Source organism: Phocaeicola massiliensis B84634 = Timone 84634 = DSM 17679 = JCM 13223 (assembly GCF_000382445.1).
Taxonomy (GTDB): domain Bacteria; phylum Bacteroidota; class Bacteroidia; order Bacteroidales; family Bacteroidaceae; genus Phocaeicola; species Phocaeicola massiliensis.
Genome location: NZ_KB905472.1, coordinates 1,780,583 through 1,804,871, shown reverse-complemented (window position 1 = coordinate 1,804,871; position 24,289 = coordinate 1,780,583). Strand labels below are relative to the sequence as shown.

The 24,289-nt window shown below is 42.1% G+C and carries 20 protein-coding genes; 9 read left to right on the top strand and 11 right to left on the bottom strand.

Annotated features, from left to right (window positions below):
* Positions 1-290 precede the first annotated feature (290 nt).
* From HMPREF1534_RS11455 to mscL, 6 genes are all read right to left on the bottom strand, one after another.
* The gene (locus HMPREF1534_RS11455) at positions 291-1,580 is read right to left on the bottom strand and encodes a TolC family protein (protein WP_005939261.1); all 1,290 of its coding nucleotides are present in this window, start codon (positions 1,578-1,580) and stop codon (positions 291-293) included.
* Between the two features lie 199 nt (positions 1,581-1,779).
* Positions 1,780-4,806: an efflux RND transporter permease subunit gene (locus HMPREF1534_RS11460; RefSeq protein WP_005939256.1), complete on the bottom strand. Its 3,027-nt coding sequence runs from the start codon at positions 4,804-4,806 to the stop codon at positions 1,780-1,782.
* Positions 4,807-4,826: 20 nt separating this feature from the next.
* Positions 4,827-5,876: an efflux RND transporter periplasmic adaptor subunit gene (locus HMPREF1534_RS11465; RefSeq protein WP_018452688.1), complete on the bottom strand. Its 1,050-nt coding sequence runs from the start codon at positions 5,874-5,876 to the stop codon at positions 4,827-4,829.
* Between the two features lie 122 nt (positions 5,877-5,998).
* On the bottom strand, positions 5,999-6,826 hold the full coding sequence (locus HMPREF1534_RS11470; protein WP_005939250.1) for an SDR family NAD(P)-dependent oxidoreductase: 828 nt from the start codon (positions 6,824-6,826) through the stop codon (positions 5,999-6,001).
* A 75-nt stretch (positions 6,827-6,901) separates the two neighbouring features.
* Positions 6,902-8,455 (bottom strand): glutamine-hydrolyzing GMP synthase, encoded by a 1,554-nt coding sequence (gene guaA / locus HMPREF1534_RS11475; protein ID WP_005939248.1) that lies wholly within the window; start codon positions 8,453-8,455, stop codon positions 6,902-6,904.
* Between the two features lie 314 nt (positions 8,456-8,769).
* The gene (gene mscL / locus HMPREF1534_RS11480) at positions 8,770-9,213 is read right to left on the bottom strand and encodes a large-conductance mechanosensitive channel protein MscL (protein ID WP_005939246.1); all 444 of its coding nucleotides are present in this window, start codon (positions 9,211-9,213) and stop codon (positions 8,770-8,772) included.
* A 151-nt stretch (positions 9,214-9,364) separates the two neighbouring features.
* Here mscL and gap point away from each other — a divergent pair, with 151 nt between their 5' ends.
* The 8 genes from gap to kdsA all read left to right on the top strand — a co-directional run bounded on the left by gap (position 9,365) and on the right by kdsA (position 15,304).
* Positions 9,365-10,375: a type I glyceraldehyde-3-phosphate dehydrogenase gene (gene gap / locus HMPREF1534_RS11485; protein ID WP_005839282.1), complete on the top strand. Its 1,011-nt coding sequence runs from the start codon at positions 9,365-9,367 to the stop codon at positions 10,373-10,375.
* A 153-nt stretch (positions 10,376-10,528) separates the two neighbouring features.
* Complete coding sequence (locus tag HMPREF1534_RS11490; RefSeq protein ID WP_005939244.1) at positions 10,529-10,864, top strand: TM2 domain-containing protein; 336 nt, start codon at positions 10,529-10,531, stop codon at positions 10,862-10,864.
* A gap of 20 nt (positions 10,865-10,884) precedes the next feature.
* Positions 10,885-11,268: a DUF2752 domain-containing protein gene (locus HMPREF1534_RS11495; RefSeq protein ID WP_005939243.1), complete on the top strand. Its 384-nt coding sequence runs from the start codon at positions 10,885-10,887 to the stop codon at positions 11,266-11,268.
* Positions 11,265-11,681 carry a DUF4870 domain-containing protein gene (locus HMPREF1534_RS11500; RefSeq protein WP_005939240.1) on the top strand — a complete coding sequence of 139 codons (417 nt, stop codon included), beginning with the start codon at positions 11,265-11,267 and terminating at the stop codon, positions 11,679-11,681. Before HMPREF1534_RS11495 ends, HMPREF1534_RS11500 begins: the two co-directional genes overlap by 4 nt.
* Complete coding sequence (locus tag HMPREF1534_RS11505; RefSeq protein WP_005939238.1) at positions 11,678-12,478, top strand: M48 family metallopeptidase; 801 nt, start codon at positions 11,678-11,680, stop codon at positions 12,476-12,478. The genes HMPREF1534_RS11500 and HMPREF1534_RS11505 overlap by 4 nt, the downstream gene beginning before the upstream one ends.
* Before the next feature lie 118 nt (positions 12,479-12,596).
* A complete protein-coding gene (gene miaA / locus HMPREF1534_RS11510) occupies positions 12,597-13,520 on the top strand; it encodes a tRNA (adenosine(37)-N6)-dimethylallyltransferase MiaA (RefSeq protein ID WP_005939236.1) in 924 nt (307 codons plus the stop codon).
* A 5-nt stretch (positions 13,521-13,525) separates the two neighbouring features.
* On the top strand, positions 13,526-14,455 hold the full coding sequence (locus tag HMPREF1534_RS11515; protein ID WP_005939233.1) for a diacylglycerol/lipid kinase family protein: 930 nt from the start codon (positions 13,526-13,528) through the stop codon (positions 14,453-14,455).
* Between the two features lie 51 nt (positions 14,456-14,506).
* Positions 14,507-15,304: a 3-deoxy-8-phosphooctulonate synthase gene (kdsA, locus tag HMPREF1534_RS11520; protein WP_026231511.1), complete on the top strand. Its 798-nt coding sequence runs from the start codon at positions 14,507-14,509 to the stop codon at positions 15,302-15,304.
* 243 nt (positions 15,305-15,547) lie between these two features.
* Here kdsA and HMPREF1534_RS11525 read toward each other — a convergent pair whose 3' ends face one another.
* The 5 genes from HMPREF1534_RS11525 to HMPREF1534_RS11540 all read right to left on the bottom strand — a co-directional run bounded on the left by HMPREF1534_RS11525 (position 15,548) and on the right by HMPREF1534_RS11540 (position 21,960).
* Positions 15,548-16,060 carry a ferritin-like domain-containing protein gene (locus HMPREF1534_RS11525; protein WP_005939227.1) on the bottom strand — a complete coding sequence of 171 codons (513 nt, stop codon included), beginning with the start codon at positions 16,058-16,060 and terminating at the stop codon, positions 15,548-15,550.
* A gap of 30 nt (positions 16,061-16,090) precedes the next feature.
* Positions 16,091-16,243 (bottom strand): CcoQ/FixQ family Cbb3-type cytochrome c oxidase assembly chaperone, encoded by a 153-nt coding sequence (locus HMPREF1534_RS19745; RefSeq protein ID WP_005939224.1) that lies wholly within the window; start codon positions 16,241-16,243, stop codon positions 16,091-16,093.
* An 806-nt stretch (positions 16,244-17,049) separates the two neighbouring features.
* Positions 17,050-17,751 (bottom strand): Crp/Fnr family transcriptional regulator, encoded by a 702-nt coding sequence (locus HMPREF1534_RS11530; RefSeq protein WP_005939221.1) that lies wholly within the window; start codon positions 17,749-17,751, stop codon positions 17,050-17,052.
* 111 nt (positions 17,752-17,862) lie between these two features.
* Positions 17,863-20,052, bottom strand: a complete 2,190-nt coding sequence (locus HMPREF1534_RS11535) for a glutamine synthetase III family protein (protein WP_005939217.1) — start codon at positions 20,050-20,052, stop codon at positions 17,863-17,865.
* Positions 20,053-20,391: 339 nt separating this feature from the next.
* A complete protein-coding gene (locus HMPREF1534_RS11540; protein ID WP_005939215.1) occupies positions 20,392-21,960 on the bottom strand; it encodes a beta-N-acetylhexosaminidase in 1,569 nt (522 codons plus the stop codon).
* Between the two features lie 113 nt (positions 21,961-22,073).
* Here HMPREF1534_RS11540 and HMPREF1534_RS11545 point away from each other — a divergent pair, with 113 nt between their 5' ends.
* Complete coding sequence (locus HMPREF1534_RS11545; RefSeq protein WP_005939212.1) at positions 22,074-24,278, top strand: DUF5686 family protein; 2,205 nt, start codon at positions 22,074-22,076, stop codon at positions 24,276-24,278.
* Positions 24,279-24,289 lie beyond the last annotated feature (11 nt).

The window sequence follows — 24,289 nt, the reverse complement described above, 5'->3', positions numbered from 1 at the left end:
TTTCACACATAATATGAGGATAATGTATTGTTTTACAGTAATTTGGCGTGAAATGTGCATGTTGTCATGAAGTAATAAGTTAAACTTATGATATGCCATCTGTTATTTCAGGGTAATAACCGTTATAATAAAAAAAAGAGGAAGGATTTGTTGTTGCCATTGTTTCTCCGGAAAAAGATCAAGGTCTTTTTTGAAAACTCTTCCGGCTTTTTAAAAAACCTCAAGGTCTTTTTTGAAAACCTCAAGGTCTTTTTAAAAGATTCTTCCACCTTTTTCAGCAGTCCTCTTTTTTAGTATCTGTTCAATGCCTTCAGTAATGCGGAATAGTGTCCTTGTGCGGAAACTTTAGCTTGTACATAATTGGTTTGTGAGACTTGCCGATAGTTTTGGGCCTCTATTACTTCCACTACCGACACTTTTCCTTCCGCATATCTTTCCAATGCCATACGTTCGTTTTCGCGAGCTTTGTCCAATGAGTTTCCGGTTAATTGTACCTGTTCCATTGCTTGAGATAATGATACACGGGCTGTCTGGACTTCCAGGTTTACATGGTCACTTACTTGATGGAGATTATCAGTAGCTGCACCGACTTGGAAAGAAGATGCCTGTTTCTCATTGCGCCGTTTTCCCCATTCGAAAATAGGAACCGACAGTTTGGCATAAACAGCATAATTAGGGTCGAGGTCGGATTTGAAGTTATACCCGGGCGAGGAATAACTACCCTCTATACCGACATAAAGTTGCGGCTTATATTTTGAGTCTGTCAGTTTCTTTGAACTTTTGGCAATGTTGATTTGGTCGTATGCCATTTTTAATTCCGGTCGGTTGCATCCATCCAAGTTCCATAATTCTTCATTCATAACTATGGAAGGAATGCTGTCTTCCACTTCTGTTGTCTTATTGAGTTCCATGCCAATCAGTGAGTTGAGTGCCATTCTTCCGGTTTCAAGATTGCTTTTTGCCTGAAGCAATTGGTATTCTGCTTCATTTAGCTTTACTTCTGCCATGAGTAGGTCTTGCGGGTCTACCAAGCCTGCTTCCACTCGTTCACGGATGGTTTTGGCGAGCGAAGCAATGGAATTTCGATAGTCGGTGGCAACCTGTAATAGTTCGGCACGGGCCACGGTGTTCCAATATTGCATATCAGTTTGGTAGCACACGGCGGAACGGAAATATTCCGCCTGATGTGCTGCCAGACTATGTTGATGTTTTGCCATTCGGATGGTTTCCAGCAGCCGACCGCCTGTATAGACCGGTTGTAGCAACGTGAGGGAAGCGCCATATTTCATGTCTTTTCCTTCGAAAGTCAATGGATTCTGCATGCTGGGCAGGTTTAGAGTGAGCCGGATAGGATTACCGGTATATTGAAAGTTGGCGTCACCCGATAACTTGGGACGTAAATCCTTTTGGGCGGCTTTTTCCAATTCGATACTTGCAGAAATGTGTTTATCCGCCGCCTTCAGGTCGTGGTTGTATTCCACAGCCATCGACCTGTACTTTTCCAATAAATCACTTTGTTGGGCGAAAGTAGCGGACGGAACACTAAAAATAAAGATAAACAGTATATTAATTTTTTTCATGAGTTATATCTATTTTGAGGGTTATATTTACCATAGGAGATTGTCCGAAAAAGATATATTGCACTATTTTTTTACTTTGTCATTCTGAGAACAACGGAGAATCTGTAAACACACAATGAACGTATTCAGATTCTTCACATTGTTCAGAATGACGGAATGATTGAGCAGTTGAACTTTTGGGACAGCCTCGATAACATGATTACTTAATTTTATAAAACATGGCATACAGTGTTGGTGTTATAAATAATGTCAACAATGTGGCGAATGTCAATCCGAAAATAATGGTGGCTGCCATACCTCCGAATGCTATATCGAACAACAGAGGAACCATTCCCAGAATTGTAGTGGTAGCTGCCATCAATACAGGACGTGTTCTGGATACTGTGGCTTCTACAACGGCTGTGTAGGGAGCTACTCCGTTTCGACGTTGTATATTTATCTCATCCAGCAGTACAATCACATTTTTAATAATCATACCCAGTAGTCCCAACCATCCGGCAATGGGGAAGAAGCCGAAATCAAATCCTGTGAGTAACATTCCTACGGCAACACCGATAAGAGACAATGGGAGTATGCATAGAATAATGATCGGTTGGCGGAAATTGCCGAATAATGCAACCAGAATCACTACCAGCATTAAAAATGCCAGAGGAAAGAATTTGGCAATAGCCTGCATCGCTTCACCTTGGTCTTTGTATTGGGCATCCCAAAAGAAACTATACCCTTCAGGCAATTCTATTGCTTCTATCTCTTCTCGTATTTCTCCATGCACTTCGGCCATGGTGTGTCCCGGTTTCACTCCACACATGGCTGCCATGGACAATTGGCGGTTGTATGTGCGTATCTGTGGAAACTCCCAAGTGGTTTCAATCTTTTCCGTCACTTGCGATAGAGGTGCTGAATGCTCTCCGTTCCAAACAGGGAAATCACCTAAAGACTGGACATCCGTAATATGGACTCCTTCTGATTTTAGCAATACGGGTACTTTCTTTTCGTTATCCCGATAAATTCCTATGGGAGTTCCATCACTGACAGATTTGACAGATTGCATCATCTGGGCTTTGGTGATACCCAGTGCACCGGCTTTTACAGGGTCGTAGACAGGGCGAATCATCAAGGACATATTTCCCCATTCGTTGCGGGCATCTGCGACTTTAGGATTGCGACGCATTATTTCGATTGCTTTTCCTGTCAGTGAATCCAGTACAGCGGGGTCCGGTCCTAAGAAGCGGGCTTCGATAACCGCTTCCGTCAGGGGGCTAAGCTCGAACTTATTTACTTTTATCAGTGGTTCGGGGTATTTCTGACGGATGGAGTCTTGCAGCAAGGCATGTAATTTTCTTGATTCTTGAGAGGTCTTGCATTTTACCAATATCTGTGCATAGTTGGACTGAGGTCCGAAAGCTACATTAGACAGATAGTAACGGGGCGGCGTACGGCCGATGTAAGTAGAAACCATTTCAGTTTCTTCGTGTCCGCGGATATAGTTTGCCAGGTTGCTTGCCATGCGGTCTGTTTCATTGATGTTTGTTCCTTCGGGTAACCACATATCTACCGTAAAGTATTGTTTGTCTAGCGCAGGTACAAAAACTTTAGGTATAAATTTAAAACTCCAGGCAGAAAGTATCAGCATAACTACCAGTGAACCGATAGTAACCGATCGATGGCAGAGTACCCAGTGCAGGGAGTTGCGGAAACGATTATAATATTTTCCGTCGAATAAAGCGGCTTTCAATTCCTCGGGACGCGGGCGACGGACAAATTCTTGTATAAAGAAAGGAGTCTGCGTCAGTGCGAACACCCAACTGAACATCAATGACACTCCGATAACCACGACTAGTGAAGATAGCAGTTCACCTGTGATATGTGGTGAATAATAGATAGGGAGGAAGGTAAGAATAGCGATGACAGTTGCCGCCAATAAGGGCAAAGCTGTAGCTGAGCAGGCGCGCATGATGGCGACACGCTTCCGCATTCCGCGTTCCATATTGATTAAGGCGGAGTCTGAAACGACGATGGCATTGTCCACCAGCATTCCCATGGCGATAATGATGGCAGCAAGTGACATTCGCTGAAGCGCGATGCCGCAAGCCATCATGACAATGAGCGTGGCAAAGATGGAGAAAATCAGTCCGCTGCCAATCAAAGTACCATTCTTGAATCCGATGAAAAATAACAGAATGGCTATAACGGTTAGAACGGAAATGATGAGGTTCAAGATAAAGCCTTGATTGGCAACGTCTGATTCATATCCTTGGTCATAGATGGAGGTCAGTTCATATCCTTCGGGCATGGATTGGGATAGTTTATCAATCCGATCCTTCACGGCTTTTGCCATATCCACTACATTTCCGGTAGGTACGGTAGAGATGGCAATGCCTATGGCCGGCTGGTCATTGATGCGCATCAGGTTGCTGGCAGGTGTTTGATAGCTTTCTTCTATTTGTGCTATATCGGCGAGGCGGAAATGTTCGCCTGAGCGTGAAACGATAGTCAGGTTTCTGATGTCGTCCAATGAATAGAAATTTCCGGTTGACTCGATGCGTAGGCGGTTCTGTCCGGCATCAATTCCTCCGGCATCCACCACCTTGTTCTGTGCTTCGAATGCACGGACTATGTCGGAAGTGGTAATTCCGCTTTGCGCCATGACGGATGGGCTGACAGATACATCGATGGTGGGTGTCTGTACTCCGTAGATTTCCACTTTAGCTACATCTTTTACTTTCAGAAGCTCATTCTTGATGATTTTAGCCTCGTCTTCCAGTTCCCGATAGGTATGGCCATTTCCGGTAAGCCCATAGAAAACACCCAATACATCTCCAAAGTCGTCATTGACAACCGAAGGTCCTGCTCCATCAGGAAGCTTACTTTGTACATCGTTTACCTTGCGGCGTAATTTGTCCCATAGTTGTTGCATCTCGTCTGCCCGGGTTTCTTTTTTCACATAGACGGTGATTTTGGAGAGCCCGGCGCGATTCTCTGTTTTCAGATAATAGAGTTCGCTCAAAGACTGAATGGATTCTTCTAGGATATCGGTTACTTGAGATTGTACTTCGGAGGGAGATGCTCCGGGGTAGGGAGTCAGTACGAGTGCCTGTTTGATGGTGAAAGGAGCGTCTTCCAGTTTTCCCATTTTGATGTAGGAGAATAGGCCGCCCGCCAATATCAATACCAATAGCAGGAGGGTGACTGACTTCTTTTGCAGGAAGTATTTAACTAATTTCATAACTGTTTGCTTCTTTGATATTATTTGTTATCTGCATTTATTTTCATTCCGTCCGACAAGAAGCGGAGTCCGCTGGTTGCTACAGTTTCATCGGGACGTAGACCTTCGGTAATGGTTACATATCCGTCCGGTAACAAATCTCCTTTTTTTACTTTCCTTAAGTTCACCTGTTGGGTGTTGGCATCCACTACCCACAGATAATCGCCTTCTGTAGGACGATGGCAAAGAGCCGTTTGGGGGATGGCTACTCCATTGGTAATATCCGGTGTTTTCGAAGGATGATTCAATTTTGCTTTGCCGGACATGCCTGCCAGTAATTTTCCTTCTTTATTGGGGAGTAAAGCAGTTAACAGATAGGAGAGATTGTTGCGGGTGGTTCCTTTGGAAATTTCCGCTATCTGTGCTTTATATACCTTATCGGGTTGTGCGTCAAATCGTACTTGTATTGTATCCATGGCTTGCGCTGTATAAGCAATGTCTTGAGTGACGTAAATTTCCAGTTTAAGTTGGTCGATATCAATAAAAGAAATGACGGGTTGCGTAGCCTTCACATCCTGAAATTTCTCTATATATACCTCACCTACATAACCGTTGAATGGGGCGATAAGGCGTGTATCTTCCAGTTCGTATGAAGCGGTATCGAAAGCTGTTTTGGCAGTGGTATAGTCTGCTTTTGCTTTTTCGTAAGTACTTGCGGAGATGTTTCCTTTATCATATAGCTTTTGTATACGTTCAAACTCTGTTTTTGCCTGATGGTAGATTGCTTCGGCACGTTCTTTACGAATGCGGAAATCACGCGGGTCTATTTCGGCTATGATGCTGCCTTGTTTGTATCGGTTACCGGCATATACATCGAAACGGTCAATGGGACCGCCCACCCGAAAGGATAATTCGGAAGTGCGGAAAGGCTGGGCAATAAAGGAGAATTCTTTCTCTTCTTGATGTAAAACCGGGACAGCTTGTGTTGTCTTTACAATAAAGTCTTGTTTTTTGTCATTGCCTTCGGTGGCACAGGAAGAAAGTAGTGCGGCAAGGCTGAATAATAACATGGAATGTACGTTTATCTTCATATTTTGTCTTTTAAGTTTGAGACAAAAGTAAGAAGCATTCGAGTACTAAATAGGGAAGAAGGTGCTGAAGCCGGAAAAAATGGCGATGGAAAAGGAAATATGCAGATAAAGGCAGAGATGATTTATTCTATATAAATCATCTTTTTGGTCATTCCGCCATCAATTGTTATGTTTTCACCATTGATGAAATCATTTTCTTCCTGGCAAAGGAACAGGCACATCCGGGCAATATCTTCCGGTTTTCCCACCCGGCCGGAAGGGTGCTGTGTATGGTCTTCGGGGCGGAGAAGTTCATATTCTTGTGTTTGTATCCATCCCGGTGAGATGGAGTTGACAGTTATATGTTGCTTGGCAAGCGATAAGGCAAGTGCATGGGTGAGTGAATAAATTCCTCCTTTAGAGGCGGCATAACCCTCACTTCCCGGTTCACTCATTAAATGGCGCGTGGAACAGATATTGATGATTCTGCCATAATGTTGCGGAGAATCTTGAGCTTTGCGGTGGATGGCAAGAAGTCTTGAGGTTATAAACACCGGTCGGAGATTGATGGATAAGATTTGGTCAAAGTCTTCTACACTTGTTTCGGTGAGGTCAGAAAAGAGACTCACTCCTGCATTATTGATTAAGATATCTATATCTCCCCATCTTTTGATGATTTTTAGCATACAATTTTCCAGGGCTTCTTTATTCTGTATGTCTACAAGATAGAATGCAGCTCCTGTTTCTTTGGCAGTTTGCAGTCCTGAAGTTTCATCTTTATCGCAGAATGCTACCGGATAATTTTTCTGTCGAAATGCTTTTACAATGGCTTTGCCAATGCCGTTGGCTCCTCCGGTTATAAAAACTCTTTTGGAATTTGTCTTCTTGGAAGTATGTTTGAGAGGCTTTTGCCAAGCGGCCTTTTTAGCTTGATATTGTTCGAACTGTCTTTCTATATAATTATCTGCCATAGTTTATTGAGAGATTTTAATCATTCGCTGTAGGAAGGAACAGGAAGTTTCCTCCCTACAGTGAGTATATTTAGGTTATTCCCATTCAATTGTGGCGGGTGGTTTGGATGAGATATCATAGCAAACGCGGTTTACGCCTTTTACCTTATTAATGATATCATTTGAAACCTTAGCCATAAATTCGTAAGGAAGATGAGCCCAGTCGGCAGTCATGGCATCGGTACTGGTTACGGCACGCAGAGCCACAGCACGTTCGTAAGTACGTTCATCGCCCATTACTCCTACGCTTTGTACAGGTAACAGGATGGCGCCTGCCTGCCACACTTGGTGGTAAAGAGCAATATCATTGCCCGTGGCATCTTTTACCATCCAGTCGCGCAAACCTTGGATAAAGATGTCGTCTGCATCTTGCAGGATGCGTACCTTTTCGCGGGTAATATCGCCTAAGATACGTACAGCTAGACCCGGACCGGGGAACGGATGACGGGTAATCAGATGTTCGGGTATGCCTAATTCACGACCTACACGGCGTACTTCATCTTTAAAAAGCCATTGTAAAGGTTCGCATAAACTAAGGTGCATTTCTTCGGGCAGACCACCTACGTTGTGATGGCTTTTGATTGTCTTTCCTGTGATGTTCAGACTTTCAATGCGGTCAGGGTAGATAGTGCCTTGTGCCAACCATTTGGCGTCGGTTATTTTATGTGCTTCGGCATTGAATACTTCTACAAAGTCACGGCCAATAATTTTACGCTTTTGTTCAGGGTCAGTCACGCCTTCCAAGTCTTTAAAGAACTTGTCGCTGGCATCTACACCAATTACGTTCAATCCCAAACATTCGTAGTCGTGCATTACGTTTTTAAACTCATTCTTGCGTAATAAGCCGTGGTCAACAAAGATACAAGTCAGGTTCTTGCCAATGGCACGGTGCAATAATACAGCTGCAACAGATGAATCTACACCTCCGCTTAAGCCAAGAATAACGCGGTCGTTACCCACTTGCTCTTTCAGAGCTGCCACAGTGGTGTCAACAAATGAACTTGCACTCCAGTCTTGCTTGCCACCGCAGATATCTACTACGAAGTTTTTCAATAACCGGGTACCGTCTTCACTGTGGAATACTTCCGGATGGAACTGTACGCCCCATACTTTTTCTCCTTTTACTTGATAAGCAGCGATAGCGACTTTATCTGTTGAAGCGATGATTTTAAAGTTTTCGGGGATAGCTGTGATAGTATCTCCGTGGCTCATCCATACCTGAGACTGTTCGCGGATACCTTTCAATAAGGGGTTCTCATGTTCGAAGGTAGAGAGATGGGCACGTCCGTATTCACGTGTACCGGCCGGTTCTACTTTTCCGCCATTACTGTATGCCATAAACTGTGCGCCATAGCAGATACCCAAAATGGGATATTTTCCACGAATATTGCTTAAGTCAACTTTAAATGCGCTTTCATCGTAAACAGAGAAAGGGCTTCCTGACAGGATGACACCGATAACCGAGGGATCATCATGAGGAAACTTGTTGTAGGGCACAATCTCGCAATACATATTCAGTTCGCGGACACGACGGCCGATGAGCTGTGTGGTCTGTGAGCCGAAATCGAGAATAATGATTTTTTCTTGCATATTATTATGATATGTAAATGTTTTCGTGCCGCAAAGATACTCAGAAAAACTATAAAACCGTCATACCGTAGAGGCATTTTTGTAGATGAGCGTAAAAAACTTCATGCTTTGATATGCTGTAGCTTCATCTTGCTTTCACAATAAAGCAAAAACGGGATTGGCTAATCCGGCAATTGCAGTTGCCGAACTGGTAACAATGACATGAAAAACATCGTCTTACACGTTCGTAAGCGTGAAGCTACACATATATAAAATAGGCCCACACATACGAATGTGTAAAAATCCCCTTCCTTTTCTATTCTAAAATCTTCCTGTTATTTCTTGTCTGCCTGTTCTTTCAGTAAATCGCGGATTTCGGTTAGCAGCACTTCTTCTTTACTTGGGGCAGGAGGTGCTGCAGGAGAAGCCGGAACTTCTTCTTTCTTGCGGTTCAGGCGGGCAAGTAATCTGATAAATAAAAATATAGAGAAAGCGATGATGATGAAATCAAACGTGGCTTGGAGGAAATTACCATAATTGAGGGTTACAGCGGCTTTCTCTACACCGTCAACCACTTCGGCAGGCTTTAATTGTAGTTTCAAATCTGTAAAGTTTACGCCTCCGACCAGTAATCCGATGGGAGGCATGATAACATCGGCTACAATGGAAGATACTATTTTACCGAAGGCACCACCGATGATGACACCGACTGCCATGTCAATGACGTTTCCGCGCATTGCGAATGCTTTAAAATCTTGCAAAAAGCTACTTTTTCCCATTTTTTTTTATTTTAATATGAATTTATGTGCGAATATAAAAACAAATTCTTATTTTTGCACCGCGTTTAGGAAATAAATATTAAACGTTTAACAACATTCCAACGTAGAGTGTTTAAAAGCTATATTATAAAACCTTTAAAATTTAAACAAAATGATTAAAGTAGGTATTAACGGATTTGGTCGTATCGGCCGTTTTGTATTCCGTGCAGCTCAGAAAAGAAACGATATTCAGATCGTAGGTATCAATGACCTTTGCCCGGTTGATTACTTAGCATATATGTTGAAGTATGACACTATGCACGGACAATTTGACGGTACTATCGAAGCTGACGTAGAAAACAGCAAGTTGATCGTGAACGGCAATGCAATCCGCGTAACAGCTGAAAGAAATCCGGCTGATTTGAAGTGGGATGCAATCGGTGCTGAATACGTAGTTGAATCTACTGGTTTGTTCTTGACTAAAGAAAAAGCTCAGGCTCATATCGAAGCTGGTGCTAAATATGTAGTTATGTCTGCTCCTTCTAAGGATGACACTCCGATGTTCGTTTGCGGTGTAAACGAAAAAACTTATGTTAAGGGTACTCAGTTCGTTTCTAACGCTTCTTGTACTACTAACTGTTTGGCTCCTATCGCTAAAGTATTGAATGACAAATGGGGTATCACTGACGGTTTGATGACTACTGTTCACTCTACAACAGCTACTCAGAAAACAGTTGACGGTCCTTCTATGAAAGACTGGAGAGGTGGTCGCGCTGCTTCTGGCAACATTATCCCTTCATCTACCGGTGCTGCTAAGGCTGTAGGTAAAGTTATTCCTGAATTGAACGGTAAATTGACTGGTATGTCAATGCGTGTTCCGACTTTGGACGTTTCTGTAGTTGACTTGACAGTAAACTTGGCTAAACCGGCTACATACGCTGAAATCTGTGCAGCTATGAAAGAAGCTTCTGAAGGCGAATTGGCAGGTGTATTGGGTTACACTGAAGATGCAGTTGTTTCTTCTGACTTCTTGGGTGATACTCGTACTTCTATCTTCGATGCTAAGGCCGGTATCGCTTTGACTGATACTTTCGTTAAAGTGGTTTCTTGGTATGACAACGAAATCGGTTACTCTAACAAAGTGTTGGATTTGATCGCTCACATGGCTTCTGTAAACTGCTAATCAGTTTATAATCCATATAATAAAAGCCGTCCAAAGTAATTTGGACGGCTTTTTTATGTCTCATCTGCAATTTATTGTGAAAAGATGTGGCATATATTAAATATAATTATATCTTTGTGCTATTCGATGAATATTATTAAACAAATAGAAGTTATGGATGCACAAAAAGTAGATGCCTTTATAATGGCAAACGGAAAGTTCTTTCCCGATTATCAAGTAGCAGCAATCAGAGACATGTTGCTTGCTGCTGACGATTCAAAATGGTCAATGTTGCAGGTTATGCAGTTTAAAGATCCCACCATCTGCTTGATTATCTCTCTGTTTGCCGGTTCGTTGGGTATTGACCGCTTCTTTATCGGAGATACAGGATTGGGAATTGCTAAGTTAATTACTTGCGGTGGTTTTGGTATTTGGACTATTGTAGACTGGTTCCTTATCATGGGAGCTGCCCGCGACAAAAATATGCAAAAACTTCAAATGGTACTTTAATGACGAAAAAGGGTCTGTACATGCTTTCGGTTGTTGCTTGTGCTGCCGGGTATGTATGGCTTGCTGCTTCGTCCATGCATGCAGAAGAAGGAGTGTGGAGAGGATGCTTATTTAAGCAGTTTTTCCATATTCCTTGTCCTGCGTGTGGTTCTACACGGGCTCTCATAGCACTCTGTCAAGGGCATTGGAAGGAATCATTACTACTTAACCCGAATGGTGTCTTACTGGCAGTATTGATGTTGCTGGTTCCTGGGTGGATTTTATTGGATATCATTAAGGGAAAAGATTCTTTTTTTCGTTTTTATTTATGGGTTGGACGGATTTTTATCCGAAAACGCATCTTCATTATTTTCCTTTTTCTTGTATTAATTAATTGGTGTTGGAATATTTATAAAGGCTTATGATATACTATAAACCCGCAGAACATGAATTGGAGGCTGCCTCAAACAGTTATCTAATGGCATTATTGGCTGTGATGGCCGGATTACCTTTTCCTATTATAAACTTGCTGGCAACAGCTGTTTTTTATTTAGCCAATAGGCATCGGACGTATTTTGTGCGCTGGCATTGCACACAGGCATTGGTATCTCAGCTTCCTTTATTCTGTACTAATAGTGTGTTGTTTTGGTGGACGGTCGGTTTGCTTTTTGGAGATGTGGAACTTACTTCTTTTTATTTCGCTTACCTGTTTACCGTTGTACTTTTTAATGTTGTAGATTTGGTCGCTACGGTGGTTTCTGCCGTACAAGTAAGAAAGGGCAAACAGATAGAGTGGTATGTTTACGGAGGTTTGACAGATTTGATTTGTAAGCCATGATAAAGAAAATATTTTTGCAGTCGATTGTATCGGCAATGTTGTTTTTAATTGTGTTATTCTCTTTTTCGCGTGTAGACTGGCTTTCGGTTTTTGATTTGCGTGAGACAGTTATCGAGGAGAAACTGGGAGATATGTATTGGGATTTGTACTCCGGATCTGCTGTTTTTCTGGAGTCGGACACAGTTCTTGCTCCATTGGATTCGTTGTTGTCACATTTGTGTGAGGCCAATGATATAGAACGTGATAAAATAAAATTGCACGTTGTACAAAGTAATGAAGTAAATGCTTTTGCATTTCCTGATAATCATCTTGTTGTTTTTACTTCGCTTATTGCTAAATGCGAAAATCAAGAAGAATTATGTGGGGTGATGGCTCATGAGATAGCTCATATGCAGAAAGGTCATATCATGAAGAAGTTAGTGAAGGAAGTAGGACTTTCGGCTTTAGTGGGTATGGCATCGGGGGGACAAAGCGGAGAAGTGTTGAGAAGTACTGCCAAGCTTCTTTCTTCTACTGCCTATGACCGTACATTGGAAAGTGAGGCCGATAAAACAGCCGTTTTTTATCTTTTACAATCAGGAATAAATCCGGAACCTTTTGGTGAATTTTTGTTCAGGCTATCTAAAGAGGAGGAGTTGCCTTCATTGACCGAGTGGGTGAGTACGCATCCCGATTCTGAGAAACGCTCCATTCAAATATGTAATTGGGCAAAGGAGGGAAGTAATAATATCCGGTTTGTGAAGATATTAAGTATGAAAACGTGGAAAACTCTGCAACAAGCTGTATCTGACAAGTAATTCTGTGACTTTTATTCCTTTTCTTGGTTGTAGATTACACAAATTCGTTATCTTTGTGCAATTATTAACCGAAAAGCTGTTTTGGATTAAGAGAAACAGTGGCAGAACTATTTTTTAGATGGTAAATTATGATTTGATAACGATATTGGGCCCTACTGCCTCGGGAAAAACCCCATTGGCGGTTGCATTAGCATACAAGCTCGACACTGAAATTATTAGCGGAGATAGCCGACAGATATATCGCCGGATGGATCTCGGAACAGGGAAAGACTTGGCTGATTATGTCGTAAACGGTCATCAAGTGCCTTATCATCTGATTGATATTGTAGACCCCGGGTATAAATATAATGTATTCGAATATCAGCGAGATTTTCTTGCGGCATATAATAAAGTTAAACAAAAAGGTAAATTACCGGTTTTATGTGGTGGCACGGGTATGTATCTGGAGTCTGTGCTGAAAGGATACAGGTTGCTGCCGGTTCCTGAAAATCCCCAATTACGTACTTCATTGGCTGATAAGTCTTTGGAAGAGCTGACGCAAATGCTGTCAACCTACAAGAAATTGCATAATTCTACTGATGTGGATACTGTGAAGCGGGCTATCCGTGCTATTGAAATTGAAGAATATTACAAGCAGCAACCGCCTGAGTACAGGGAGTTCCCTGTGTTGAATAGCTTGATAATAGGAGTGGATATTGATAGAGAATTACGTCGGCAGAAGATTACCCGTCGGCTGAAGCAACGCCTTGACGAGGGAATGGTGGACGAGGTAAAAGCCTTGTTGGAAGGAGGGATTGCTTCCGAAGACTTGATATACTACGGTTTGGAATATAAGTACCTGACTTTATATGCCACCGGAGTGCTCTCTTTCGATGATATGTTCCGTCAGCTAGAAACCGCCATTCATCAGTTTGCCAAGAGGCAGATGACATGGTTTCGTGGAATGGAACGTAGGGGATTTACCATTCATTGGTTGGATGCCCGGATGTCCACGGAAGAGAAAGTTGAGAAGATAATGAATTTGTTGGATACTAAAAGTTAGATATTATGGCCGTAGAACCAAGCAGGTGGGGAATCATATATAATCCGAAAGCCGGTAGCCGGAAGACTCAAAAGAGATGGAATGAGATACGAGACTATATGGAAAGCCGTAAAGTCGTATTTGATTATGTTCAGTCGGAGGGGTTCGGCTCTGTGGAGCGGTTGGCGCGGACATTGGCCAATAACGGTTATCGAACCATTGTAGTGGTGGGTGGAGACGGTGCTATTAATGACGCTGTCAATGGTATTATGAGTTCTTCAGCCGAAGACAAGGAGAATATTGCTTTGGGGATTATTCCCAATGGCATAGGCAATGATTTTGCCAAATATTGGGGATTGGATGAAGATAATTATAAGCAGGCGGTGGACTGGGTTATCAATCGTCGTCTGAGAAAGATTGATGTGGGGTGTTGTAACTTTTTTGATGGTGAACAGCATACTAATCGTTATTTCATTAATGCCATTTACATTGGGCTGGGGGCCCGCATAGTGCAAATCTCAGATGGAACTCGTCGCTTTTGGGGAATTCGCGAACTTTCATTTGCTGCTTCCATGTTTTTATTGTTGTTTGAGCGTAAGCTTTATCGTATGCATTTGCGTGTCAATGATGAACATATCCGTGGTCGTATTATGACTGTTTGTGTAGGTAGTGCCCGTGGCTATGGTCTTACTCCGAGTGCGGTTCCTTATAATGGCTGGCTTGATGTATCTGTTATATACCGTCCCGAATTGTTGCAGTTGCTTTCAGGGCTACGAATGCTACTGAAGGGACGAATTCTGAATCATAAAATGGTGAAACCATATCGTACGCGTAAAGTTAAGATTCTGCGTGCGCAGAATGCTTCCGTTAGTCTGGATGGACGAATTTTGGACAGGCATTTTCCCTTGGAAGTGTCTATTATGCCGGAAGCTATTACATTGATCATTCCTAATTGATAGGGCAATGATGTAAGATGAATAATTTCTCAAAGTATAGAAATAAATATGATAACAATTTCAGATTTAAAGAAGAGTGACAATTTCTTTCTGTTGGCCGGTCCATGTGTGATAGAAGGTGAGGAAATGGCTCTCCGTATAGCCGAGCATGTAGTGAAGCTGACTGATAAACTTAACATTCCATACGTTTTTAAAGGTTCGTATCGTAAGGCGAACCGTTCACGTCTGGATTCTTTTACAGGCATCGGTGACGAAAAAGCGTTGAAAGTTTTACAGAAAGTGAGCCGGACCTTTGATGTTCCTGTAGTGACCGATATTCATTCTGCCGAAGAAGCGGCAATGGCAGCCGAATATGTGGATGTACTTCAGATTCCGGCATTCCTTTGTCGTCAGACCGATTTATTGGTCGCAGCAGCACAGACCGGAAAGATTGTTAATATAAAGAAGGGACAGTTCCTCTCTCCCGGTGCCATGCGCTTTGCAGCCGATAAAGTGGTGGAAGCCGGTAATGACCAAGTGATGCTGACCGAACGCGGTACTACATTTGGTTATCAGGACTTGTTGGTGGATTATCGTGGTATCCCTGAGATGAAGTCTTTCGGACATCCTGTGATTCTTGATGTGACTCATTCGTTGCAGCAACCCAATCAAACCAGTGGAGTGACCGGTGGTATGCCTCAATTGATAGAGACGATTGCCAAAGCGGGAGTAGCAGTGGGGGTAGATGGTCTGTTTATGGAAACACATGAAGACCCCACCGTTGCAAAAAGCGATGGAGCTAATATGTTAAAGCTTGATTTGCTGGAAGGATTGTTGACTAAGTTGATTCGTATTCGTCAAGCTTTATAAAGGTGATGAAATGATACAATGAAGGGGTTGTGTCTAAACGTTGATAATGCTGTCATTTTGTTGGTAGGGGCGCGATTCGCTCGTCCGAAAAACAGCTTGTTTGTATATTACTCCCAAGGGCATGACTGCCGGTTCGGGCAGGCAAACCCTACTCCTACAGTTTACGATTGATAGACTATTTTAGTTTTGACACATCCCTTTCTTCTCTTCCTGTATCTATGGGAAGCACATTGGCAGATGTGGCTATTTTTTTAAGATATATGCTTTCATACGGGCAATATCATTCAAATAATCCTGCAAATCTTGTTCGTGGTCTTCTTCTTCAGCCATGATATGTTTGGCAATGTCACAGGTAGTGAAATCAATTCCGTTGGTGAATTCGGCAATTTGCTGATAGCGGTAGATAGCGCAACGCTCTGATTCGACATTCTGTTTCAATAAGACTTCCGAACCGAAATCTACGGGAGCGTCGTACTTGCAACGTGCAAGGTCGAACCATTGTTTCGGGTCGAGCACGGGCACACCTTCCAGCTCGATAATGCGGTCGGCTAATAGTTTTGCATGGTTATATTCTTCGGCAGCATGTTCTTGGAATTCGCGTTGTACGTCGCCGCGCATGGCACCTTCTACTACAAAAGAACCTACCCAATACTGATAGAAAGCCAACCATTCTTCAGACAAGGCTGCATTTAGTTGAGCCAATAACTCTACGATGTCAATTTTATCCTTTAGGATATTTACTGTTTCTTTAGCCATAATGAAAAAGTTTAAGTTAGTGTTTATTATTTAGTTTACGGCAGGGATAGTCATATCATCTAATATTTCTATGCCTTCCTTGTCTACATCTTTTTTTACATTAGAACTAGTGTACAGCCAGATGCCGAATCCCAGTACTATTAATATAAAGAGGATTATTCCCCATAATTTACCTTTGCTCATAGTTTTTTGGTTTTGGTTTTATGATAAGAACAGCCGAAAAAGAAAATTGTTTTTTGGTGGAAGAGATTTTTATTTTGTGCAGAAGGGAGGGGGGAGTTTCACAAACATCGGGAAGTTAATATGAGGATACTCTGAAAGTTCCGGTTGCAGTATGGCAATGAAAGCTCTGTGTATTTTCAGAGTAGTGTCCTAAGGTTTTGTGGCTTTTAAAAGGTCGTAGTGCTTTCCGTGACGGTCCGGTCTTATTTGGGAAAGATGGAGCCGCATTGTTTTCTTGGGGATTTAAATCACTGTTTTATCTCCTTATAGCGTATCGTAACCAAGGGAAGAGTAAGCCGTTTCTTAGGGTCGGCCAAGGTCTTTTAAACGGAAGATTATTACAGTCTCCGACAGCGGACTGTACAGTCTGCTACAATGGACTGTACAGTCTACGGCAACGGACTATACAGTCCACGGTGGAAGACTGTAGTAGTTCGACTGACAGACAGGCATAACCGAAAGGAGGAAAACGTTTAGTCTGGTTAATGAAACGACTTAGAGAGTTCAAAACGTATGCAGAGCTTGGAAATCGGAGGGTATAGTGTCAGCTGACCCGAAAGATGACATTATGTCGGCAAGCCGGTAAAGGTGTGGTTCCTTTCACACATAATGGGAATTGAAAGCTCCTGTCTGTAGAGATTCTGTGTGAAAGCGATTGTTTCTGTAGGAGGGGGACCCTAAATCAGAAGGTAGTGGATAATTACCACATCCCCCTTACAGTGATGAGAGTGCAATGATATTAAATAAAAAGAAGGAAGCAGGAAATTTTATCCTATCTTACTAATCTTTTTCAACTTTTCCTCATCTATGATTTTTATCTTTCTACCGTCGATTGTGATTAATTTTTCAGTAGCGAAGTTGGAAAGTGTGCGAATAGCATTCGATGTTGTCATATTAGATAAATTAGCTAAGTCTTCGCGTGAAAGATAAATACTCAATGTAGATTCATCCTCTTCCAATCCATAGGTTTCTTTCAAGAAAAGAAGCGATTCGGCCAAACGGCCACGGATATGTTTCTGGGTTAAGTTGACTGTCCTTTCGTCTGAGATGCCCAAATCAATTGAGAGCTGGCGGATAAAAAACAATGCTAATTCAGCATTTGCTTTCACTAATTTCATAATGGCCGGCATGGGGATTAGGCAGATAGTACACGGTTCGAACGCAGATGCTGCCGTAACAAAATTGCCCTCGGCAAAATAAGCGCGGTAAGCAAAATATTCTTTTGTTTTTAAAACCCGTATAATCTGGCTACGTCCGCCTACACCTTCTTTGTAAATTTTTACCTTACCACTTAGGAGGCACATCAAGTGCATGGGAGTTTCTCCCTCACAATAAATGGTTTCATTCTTTTTATATTTTTGTATTGTAAAATTCTGAGCCAAGAACTCTCTTTGTTCTTGAGTTAAAGGTTGCCACAAATCAGGTATACTTTCGGCAATCTCTGTTTCTGATAATTCTTTTTTTACCATAGGTGTGCTATAAAACCGTGTTATAGAGCACAAATATAGAAAGAAAATAATGAAAGAAGAAATTTAACTTAGAAAAATAACGGAAAAAGGGAGATTGCTCTCCCTTTTACTTTATTTCGTGAATAATAATTCGCGATATTTAGGCAATGGCCAGATTTCGTCATCGATTTCGAGTTCCAAACTGTCAATGTGTTCCCGAATTTCTTCAAGGTAGGGACGGACTTTTTCTTCATAGCTGAATGCCTTTTCAACCTGACTGCCGAGGTGATTGGCTACCTTGCGGGCTTCGGTCATATCATGTACGGCTTTTTTGATAGAGAGGATGCGGCGTTGGATTTCACGTACCAAATCTTTGCGGTCGGCTGTCATTTCTTCGTATTCTTCGGTAGAGAATATCTCTTTCAGTCCACGTAGGTTTTCTAATAATCTGTTTTGATATATTACTGCTGTGGGGACGATATGGTTAATGGCAAGGTCGCCTAACACACGACTCTCAATCTGTACTTTCTTGGTAAATTTTTCGAGTTCTACTTCGATACGGCAATTTAATTCATTTTCGTTGAATATTTTTTCGCCAATCAATACCGAACGTGATTGCGGGTCGTTGAATTTCATGATGGCTTCGGGCACATGGCAAATGTTGGTCAGTCCGCGACGGGCTGCTTCATCTTTCCATTCATCTGAATAACCATCGCCTTCAAAGCGGATGTTTTGAGAAGCAATAATAGTTTCTTTCAATACTTTATATAATGCTTCTTCCTGTTCCATTCCATCAGACACTAGTCGGTCTATTTGTGCCTTGAATTCGTTCAGTTGGTGAGCCATGGCTGCATTGATGACAATCATGGAGGCAGCACAGTTGGCAGAAGAGCCTGCAGCACGGAATTCGAAGCGGTTTCCGGTGAAAGCAAAGGGGGAGGTACGGTTGCGGTCGGTATTGTCTTGCAAGATGGCAGGGATACGACTGATACCTAACTGTAATGCCTTCTTTTCATCGGGAGTAAGTTTGGCATCGCTCAGGCGTGCCACTACTTCGTCCAACATGTGGGATAAATGGCGTCCCAAGAAAATGGACAGGATGGCAGGGGGAGCTTCATTGGCTCCTAAACGGTGGCTGTTACCGGCACTTACAATGGAAGCGCGGAGCAAGTCCTGGTTTTTGTATACCATCATCAGCACATTAACGATAAAGGTGAGAAACAACATATTTCCTTCGGCAGTTTTTGCCGGAGAGAATAAATTGATGCCGGTATCGGTGCAGAGTGACCAATTGTTATGTTTACCCGAACCGTTAACTCCTTTAAATGGTTTTTCGTGAAGTAGTACAGTGAAATTATGTTTGGCGGCGATGCGTTTCATTAAATCCATAACCAATTGATTATGGTCGTTTGCCAAATTGACATCCTCAAAAATCGGGGCCAGTTCGAACTGATTGGGGGCAACTTCATTGTGACGTGTTTTGGCCGGGATACCCAAACGGTGACATTCCAATTCCAATTCTTTCATGAAATTGGTGACACGGGAAGGTATGGAGCCGAAATAGTGGTCATCCAACTGTTGGTCTTTGGCAGAAGAATGTCCCATCAGGGTGCGGCCGGTGAGACACAAGTCGGGGCGTGCGTTATAAAGTACGGTGTCTACCAGAAAATATTCTTGTTCCCAACCCAGATTTGCATACACGCGTTTTACATTCGGGTCAAACATCTTGCAAACTTCGGTTGCTGCTTTGTCCACTGCACCGAGTGCTTTCAGCAAAGGTGTTTTATAGTCAAGTGCTTCGCCTGTATAGGATATGAAAATAGTGGGGATACACAATGTGCTGTCTACAATAAAAGCAGGAGAAGAAACGTCCCATGCCGTATAGCCGCGTGCTTCGAATGTATTTCGGATTCCGCCATTAGGGAAAGATGAGGCGTCAGGTTCTTGCTGGATGAGCAGTTTGCCGGAGAAGCGTTCTATTACATCGCCGTCATCACCGAATTCGATAAAGCCGTCGTGCTTTTCGGCTGTTCCGTCTGTCAGGGGTTGGAACCAATGGGTGTAGTGAGTAACGTTGAAGGTTTTTGCCCAGTTTTTCATACCGTTGGCTATCATATCAGCCATTTCCCGGTTGATGGGAGTTCCTTTTTCAATCGCGTTTATAACTGCTTTATATGCCTCACTGGGCAGATATTCCTGCATTTTCTTACGGTCGAAAACGTGGTCGCCGTAGTAATCAGATAACTTCTCAGAAGGATAGTCAACCTTGACAGGGCGTCGGTTGGCAAGTTCTTGAAGAGCAAAAAATCTCATTTTTGACATGTTGTCTTTCTTTTACTGGTTGTTGCGGTGCAAAATTACTGCTTTTTGATTAAATATTTGCTATATTGATTATCAATTTTCAGTTTACTTAAGAGATTTGTTTTGCAGTAGGGAGTGAACTTATGTGTACTTCATTTTTTCCGAATGCTGTCTGCTGAATGTTATGGGAAATGTGCCAAAACTAAAATGGTGTATCATTTTGTCATTCTGAACAAAGTGAAGGAGCTGTTTACATCTACTTTATGTTTGCAGATTCTTCGCAAAGTTCAGAATGACAGTATTATCAGCGTTTTGACACACTTTTATATGCAAAATGATAGAAGTTATGATGAAAGCCGGTTATCCGTTTTGTAGTACATCCTCTTTTTCGGGAGCCCCGGGCTCTTCACGTTCAGTCGGGTTTAGGGGATTGAAGTAATAGATATCCATACTATCCAGGTATTTCAGGAAGTAGGGCAGACGCTGCATAAACATGCTGCATTCTTTTGCTTTTTCAGGTGTCCAAGCTGCTTCTGCCAAAGCTATCAGGCGTGGGAAGACCATAAAATCCAATCGTTTGAAGTCGGCTACTCTTTCTGTCCATAAAGACATTTGCATACCCATGACTTGGTTTTCATATCCTTTCATCAAATGGGATATCGGCTCGGGGAAGTTATATAAGTTTTCTATGGTGTTATATCCTGCCCATTGGCGTCCCACTTTGTGGGCACCGAACTGGGTGAAATCAGCATACATGGGACGACGTGGCGTCAATATGACCCGATAACCATTTTCCAAGGCTTTTACCAGCTGGTGTTGGCGGTCGTGCCTCCACCACATTACTACCGCTTTGCGGGGTGAGATACCGGCATCAATTATTTCATCCCAACCAATCATGGTTTTTCCTTTTGAAGCTACGATGTCTGCAGCGCGGCGGAGGAAGTAATGTTCCAGTCCTTTCTCGTCTACTAATTTTTTTTCTTTAATAAAGTTCTGAATTTCAGGATCGGTAAACCAACTTTGATTGCCGTAGTGTACCTCATCACCACCTATATGTATATAAGGAGAAGGAAACAGGCTCACGATTTCATCCAGTACGTCACTGATAAACCGGTAAGTTCCTTCCCGGCAAGGGTGGAAAGTGAAATGTTGCCAACGGCCTTCACCGCCTCCCGAATATTCAGGATAAGCGCGGCATACAGCAGTGGCATGGCCGGGCATGTCAAATTCAGGAACTACCATAATTTGTCGTTCAGCGGCATAAGCTACTATTTCTTTTATATCTTCCTGGGTATAGAATGTGGCAGGTGCTTTCGGGTCATGATAATTACCGACGGCACCTATCTGAGTCAGTTTGGGATATTTTTTTATTTCGATTCTCCATCCCGGTTCATCGGTCAGATGCCAGTGGAATACATTCAGACGGAGCGAAGCCATGATGTCCAGATATTGCTTCACTTTTTCTTTGCCGAAGAAGTGACGGCTTTCATCCAGCATGAAACCACGCCACTGATAACGGGGGGCATCATTGATAGTGCAACACTTTACCTTTCCATTTCCGAAACGCGACAATTGTAATAAGGATTCTTTGGCGTGAAAAAGCCCGGCTTCGGTAGCGGCTTTCAGTATAATGCTATCTGTTTTCACTTGCAGGGTATATCCTTCTTCTGCCAGTTTCAGTTGTGGTTCTATGAAAAAAGCGATGACGTTTGCTACAGCATTTTCATTAGATTGTGTTAAATTAGAAGAGGTTTGTGAGGCTATTTTGTCGGCATACGTTTGATTTCCGTAAGTTTTAGTAGCCTTCGTAATAATAAATTCACCCTTATTCCTTTGGTAGTTTGCCGGAGTGGGGAAGAGATTTTGTGCTGATAATGAGGTGGAAACCGCCCACAGTAATAAATGGACTAAAATAGAATAATGTTTCATGGTCTTTAAGGGTTAATAGTTCAGATGCAAAAGTAGCTAAAGTTTTTTGTTTTTCTTAAGGTCGTAATATTTTTATTGTATATTTGCTATTCGGATAAAGAAAACAAGACTTAATGAAATATATACGGATTATTGGGATACTGATATTATGTTTGCTTCTTCCTTTGGGTATGTCTGCCAAAAGGTCAAAGAAGCGTATACCCGATAAACCTGTGGTTGCCGATTCTATACTTCAGAATATATTTCAGTTTTCTCCTTTCTATTCACGCATCATTGATGAATATAAAGCCGATTTGTATTTAAAAGGAAAACTCAAGGTCCATAAGAGGAATCATCTTATTCGCTATGTGCCTTCTATGTTTCGGTTTGAGAAGAATGTGAACGATTATATGATAGAGTCTGTGAGTGAGATGCATTATACGGCTCCTGATATCTATGATCGTAAGATAAAAGCCGTGTCTTCCACTTTTCCTCGTGACCGGGGACAGATTGCCGATATAGCGGAGTATTTGAATATGAATATCTATTCTTCATCTTTGATGTCGGATAAACTTTTGTCACCTCTTGATAAGAAGGCTAGTCGGTATTATACTTATTTACTCGATTCGGTAGCCGGTCCTAATGATTGCCAGAAATATAAAATACTTATTATTCCTAAATTTAAAGGAACTCAGTTGGTCAGTGGATATATGTGGGTAAGCGATCAGGTATGGACTATCCGCCAACTTTATATTGAAGGAGTATATGATGTGATAAATTTTAAGGTAAATATTATAATGGGGGAGGAAGGTGATGAAGAATTTCTGCCTGTGCGTTTTGATTTGAATTTGATATTTAAATTTTTAGGAAATCATCTGGAGATGAATTGCAATGCCTGGATGAAATACCATGAGATACATTATTATAATCAGGGAGAAGCCAGACGTAAGTCGAGTAAAAAGCATCATCATGATTTAACGGAGTCTTATCAGTTGACTTGTGACTCGGCTCAGTTGATAACGGACAAAGATAAGTTCAAGGAACTTCGCCCTTTGCCTTTGTCTGTAGATGAAGATAGCTTATATAAAAAATTTGCTATGCGTCGTGATACGATATTGCATACACCTAAAAAGAAAAAGAGTAAAAGTATCGAGTTTTGGGGGCAATTGGGTGATGCTCTTATCAGTAGCTACAATGTTAACTTGGCTGGTATTGGCAGTGTTCGTTGCTCTCCGCTTATCAATCCGGTGCTGTTCAGTTACAGTCATAGCCGGGGCTTCTCTTATAAGCAGAAGTTTAAATATAACCGTTACTTCCAGCATACAGGGCGTTTGTTAAGGATTGTACCGCAGATTGGTTATAACTTCACGCGTAAAGAGCTTTATGTAAAGGCAGACACAGAGTTTCAGTATTGGCCCGAGAAACAGGCGGGATTTGAAATCAATGTGGGTAATGGTAACCGTATTTATAGTAGCGTGGTATTGGACCAATTAAAACAATTGCCTGATAGTACATTCAATTTTGATAAAGTGGAACTGGATTATTTTAAAGATGTGTATTTGAATTTGTTCCATAATATTGAAGTGGTGAATGGTTTGTATATCAAGGCGGGTGTCTCTATCCATTGGCGTTATTTGGCAAATAAGAAAAGATTGGAGGTAGAGAAGCCTTTGCCTGAAGAGGATTGGTTGGCACTAAAAGGTATTCGCTCGGAGTATAATACCTTTGCACCCCGTGTACGTATTGAGTGGACTCCCGGAATGTATTATTATATGAATGGACATCGTAAGATGAATGTAGGTTCGAAAATGCCTACGTTTACATTAGATTATGAACGTGGTATCAAAGGGGTGTTAGGTAGTACCGGTTCGCATGAACGTTGGGAAGTTGATGTTCAGCAAAATTTAAAATTAGGAGGTATCCGTAGTTTAGGTTACCGTATAGGCGGTGGTATGTTTACAGAACAGAATGATGTGTATTTTGTGGATTTCGCCAACTTCTCCCGTCATAATTTGCCGGAAGGTTGGAATGATGAAATCGGAGGAACTTTTCAATTGTTGGATGGACGTTGGTACAACTCTTCCCGTCAGTATTGGCGTGGCAATCTTACTTACGAATCACCGTTCATTCTATTGAAGCCATTGAATCGCTGGTTGGGGATGATTCAACAGGAGCGGTTGTATGCAGGTGTCTTGTTCATGCCTCATTTAAATCCCTATATAGAGTTGGGGTATGGGATAGGTACACATATCTTTGATGTAGGTGCGTTTGTGAGTACTATTAACGGACGTTTCGATACTTTCGGGTTCAAGTTTACTTTTGAATTGTTCAATAAATAGTAGGCTTCTTA

Coding starts and splice junctions, on each gene's coding strand:
- HMPREF1534_RS11455 (WP_005939261.1), bottom strand. CDS start 1,580: ATGAAAAAAATTAATATACTGTTTATCTTTATTTTTAGTGTTCCGTCC.
- HMPREF1534_RS11460 (WP_005939256.1), bottom strand. CDS start 4,806: ATGAAATTAGTTAAATACTTCCTGCAAAAGAAGTCAGTCACCCTCCTG.
- HMPREF1534_RS11465 (WP_018452688.1), bottom strand. CDS start 5,876: ATGAAGATAAACGTACATTCCATGTTATTATTCAGCCTTGCCGCACTA.
- HMPREF1534_RS11470 (WP_005939250.1), bottom strand. CDS start 6,826: ATGGCAGATAATTATATAGAAAGACAGTTCGAACAATATCAAGCTAAA.
- guaA (WP_005939248.1), bottom strand. CDS start 8,455: ATGCAAGAAAAAATCATTATTCTCGATTTCGGCTCACAGACCACACAG.
- mscL (WP_005939246.1), bottom strand. CDS start 9,213: ATGGGAAAAAGTAGCTTTTTGCAAGATTTTAAAGCATTCGCAATGCGC.
- gap (WP_005839282.1), top strand. CDS start 9,365: ATGATTAAAGTAGGTATTAACGGATTTGGTCGTATCGGCCGTTTTGTA.
- HMPREF1534_RS11490 (WP_005939244.1), top strand. CDS start 10,529: ATGGATGCACAAAAAGTAGATGCCTTTATAATGGCAAACGGAAAGTTC.
- HMPREF1534_RS11495 (WP_005939243.1), top strand. CDS start 10,885: ATGCTTTCGGTTGTTGCTTGTGCTGCCGGGTATGTATGGCTTGCTGCT.
- HMPREF1534_RS11500 (WP_005939240.1), top strand. CDS start 11,265: ATGATATACTATAAACCCGCAGAACATGAATTGGAGGCTGCCTCAAAC.
- HMPREF1534_RS11505 (WP_005939238.1), top strand. CDS start 11,678: ATGATAAAGAAAATATTTTTGCAGTCGATTGTATCGGCAATGTTGTTT.
- miaA (WP_005939236.1), top strand. CDS start 12,597: ATGGTAAATTATGATTTGATAACGATATTGGGCCCTACTGCCTCGGGA.
- HMPREF1534_RS11515 (WP_005939233.1), top strand. CDS start 13,526: ATGGCCGTAGAACCAAGCAGGTGGGGAATCATATATAATCCGAAAGCC.
- HMPREF1534_RS11525 (WP_005939227.1), bottom strand. CDS start 16,060: ATGGCTAAAGAAACAGTAAATATCCTAAAGGATAAAATTGACATCGTA.
- HMPREF1534_RS19745 (WP_005939224.1), bottom strand. CDS start 16,243: ATGAGCAAAGGTAAATTATGGGGAATAATCCTCTTTATATTAATAGTA.
- HMPREF1534_RS11530 (WP_005939221.1), bottom strand. CDS start 17,751: ATGGTAAAAAAAGAATTATCAGAAACAGAGATTGCCGAAAGTATACCT.
- HMPREF1534_RS11535 (WP_005939217.1), bottom strand. CDS start 20,052: ATGTCAAAAATGAGATTTTTTGCTCTTCAAGAACTTGCCAACCGACGC.
- HMPREF1534_RS11540 (WP_005939215.1), bottom strand. CDS start 21,960: ATGAAACATTATTCTATTTTAGTCCATTTATTACTGTGGGCGGTTTCC.
- HMPREF1534_RS11545 (WP_005939212.1), top strand. CDS start 22,074: ATGAAATATATACGGATTATTGGGATACTGATATTATGTTTGCTTCTT.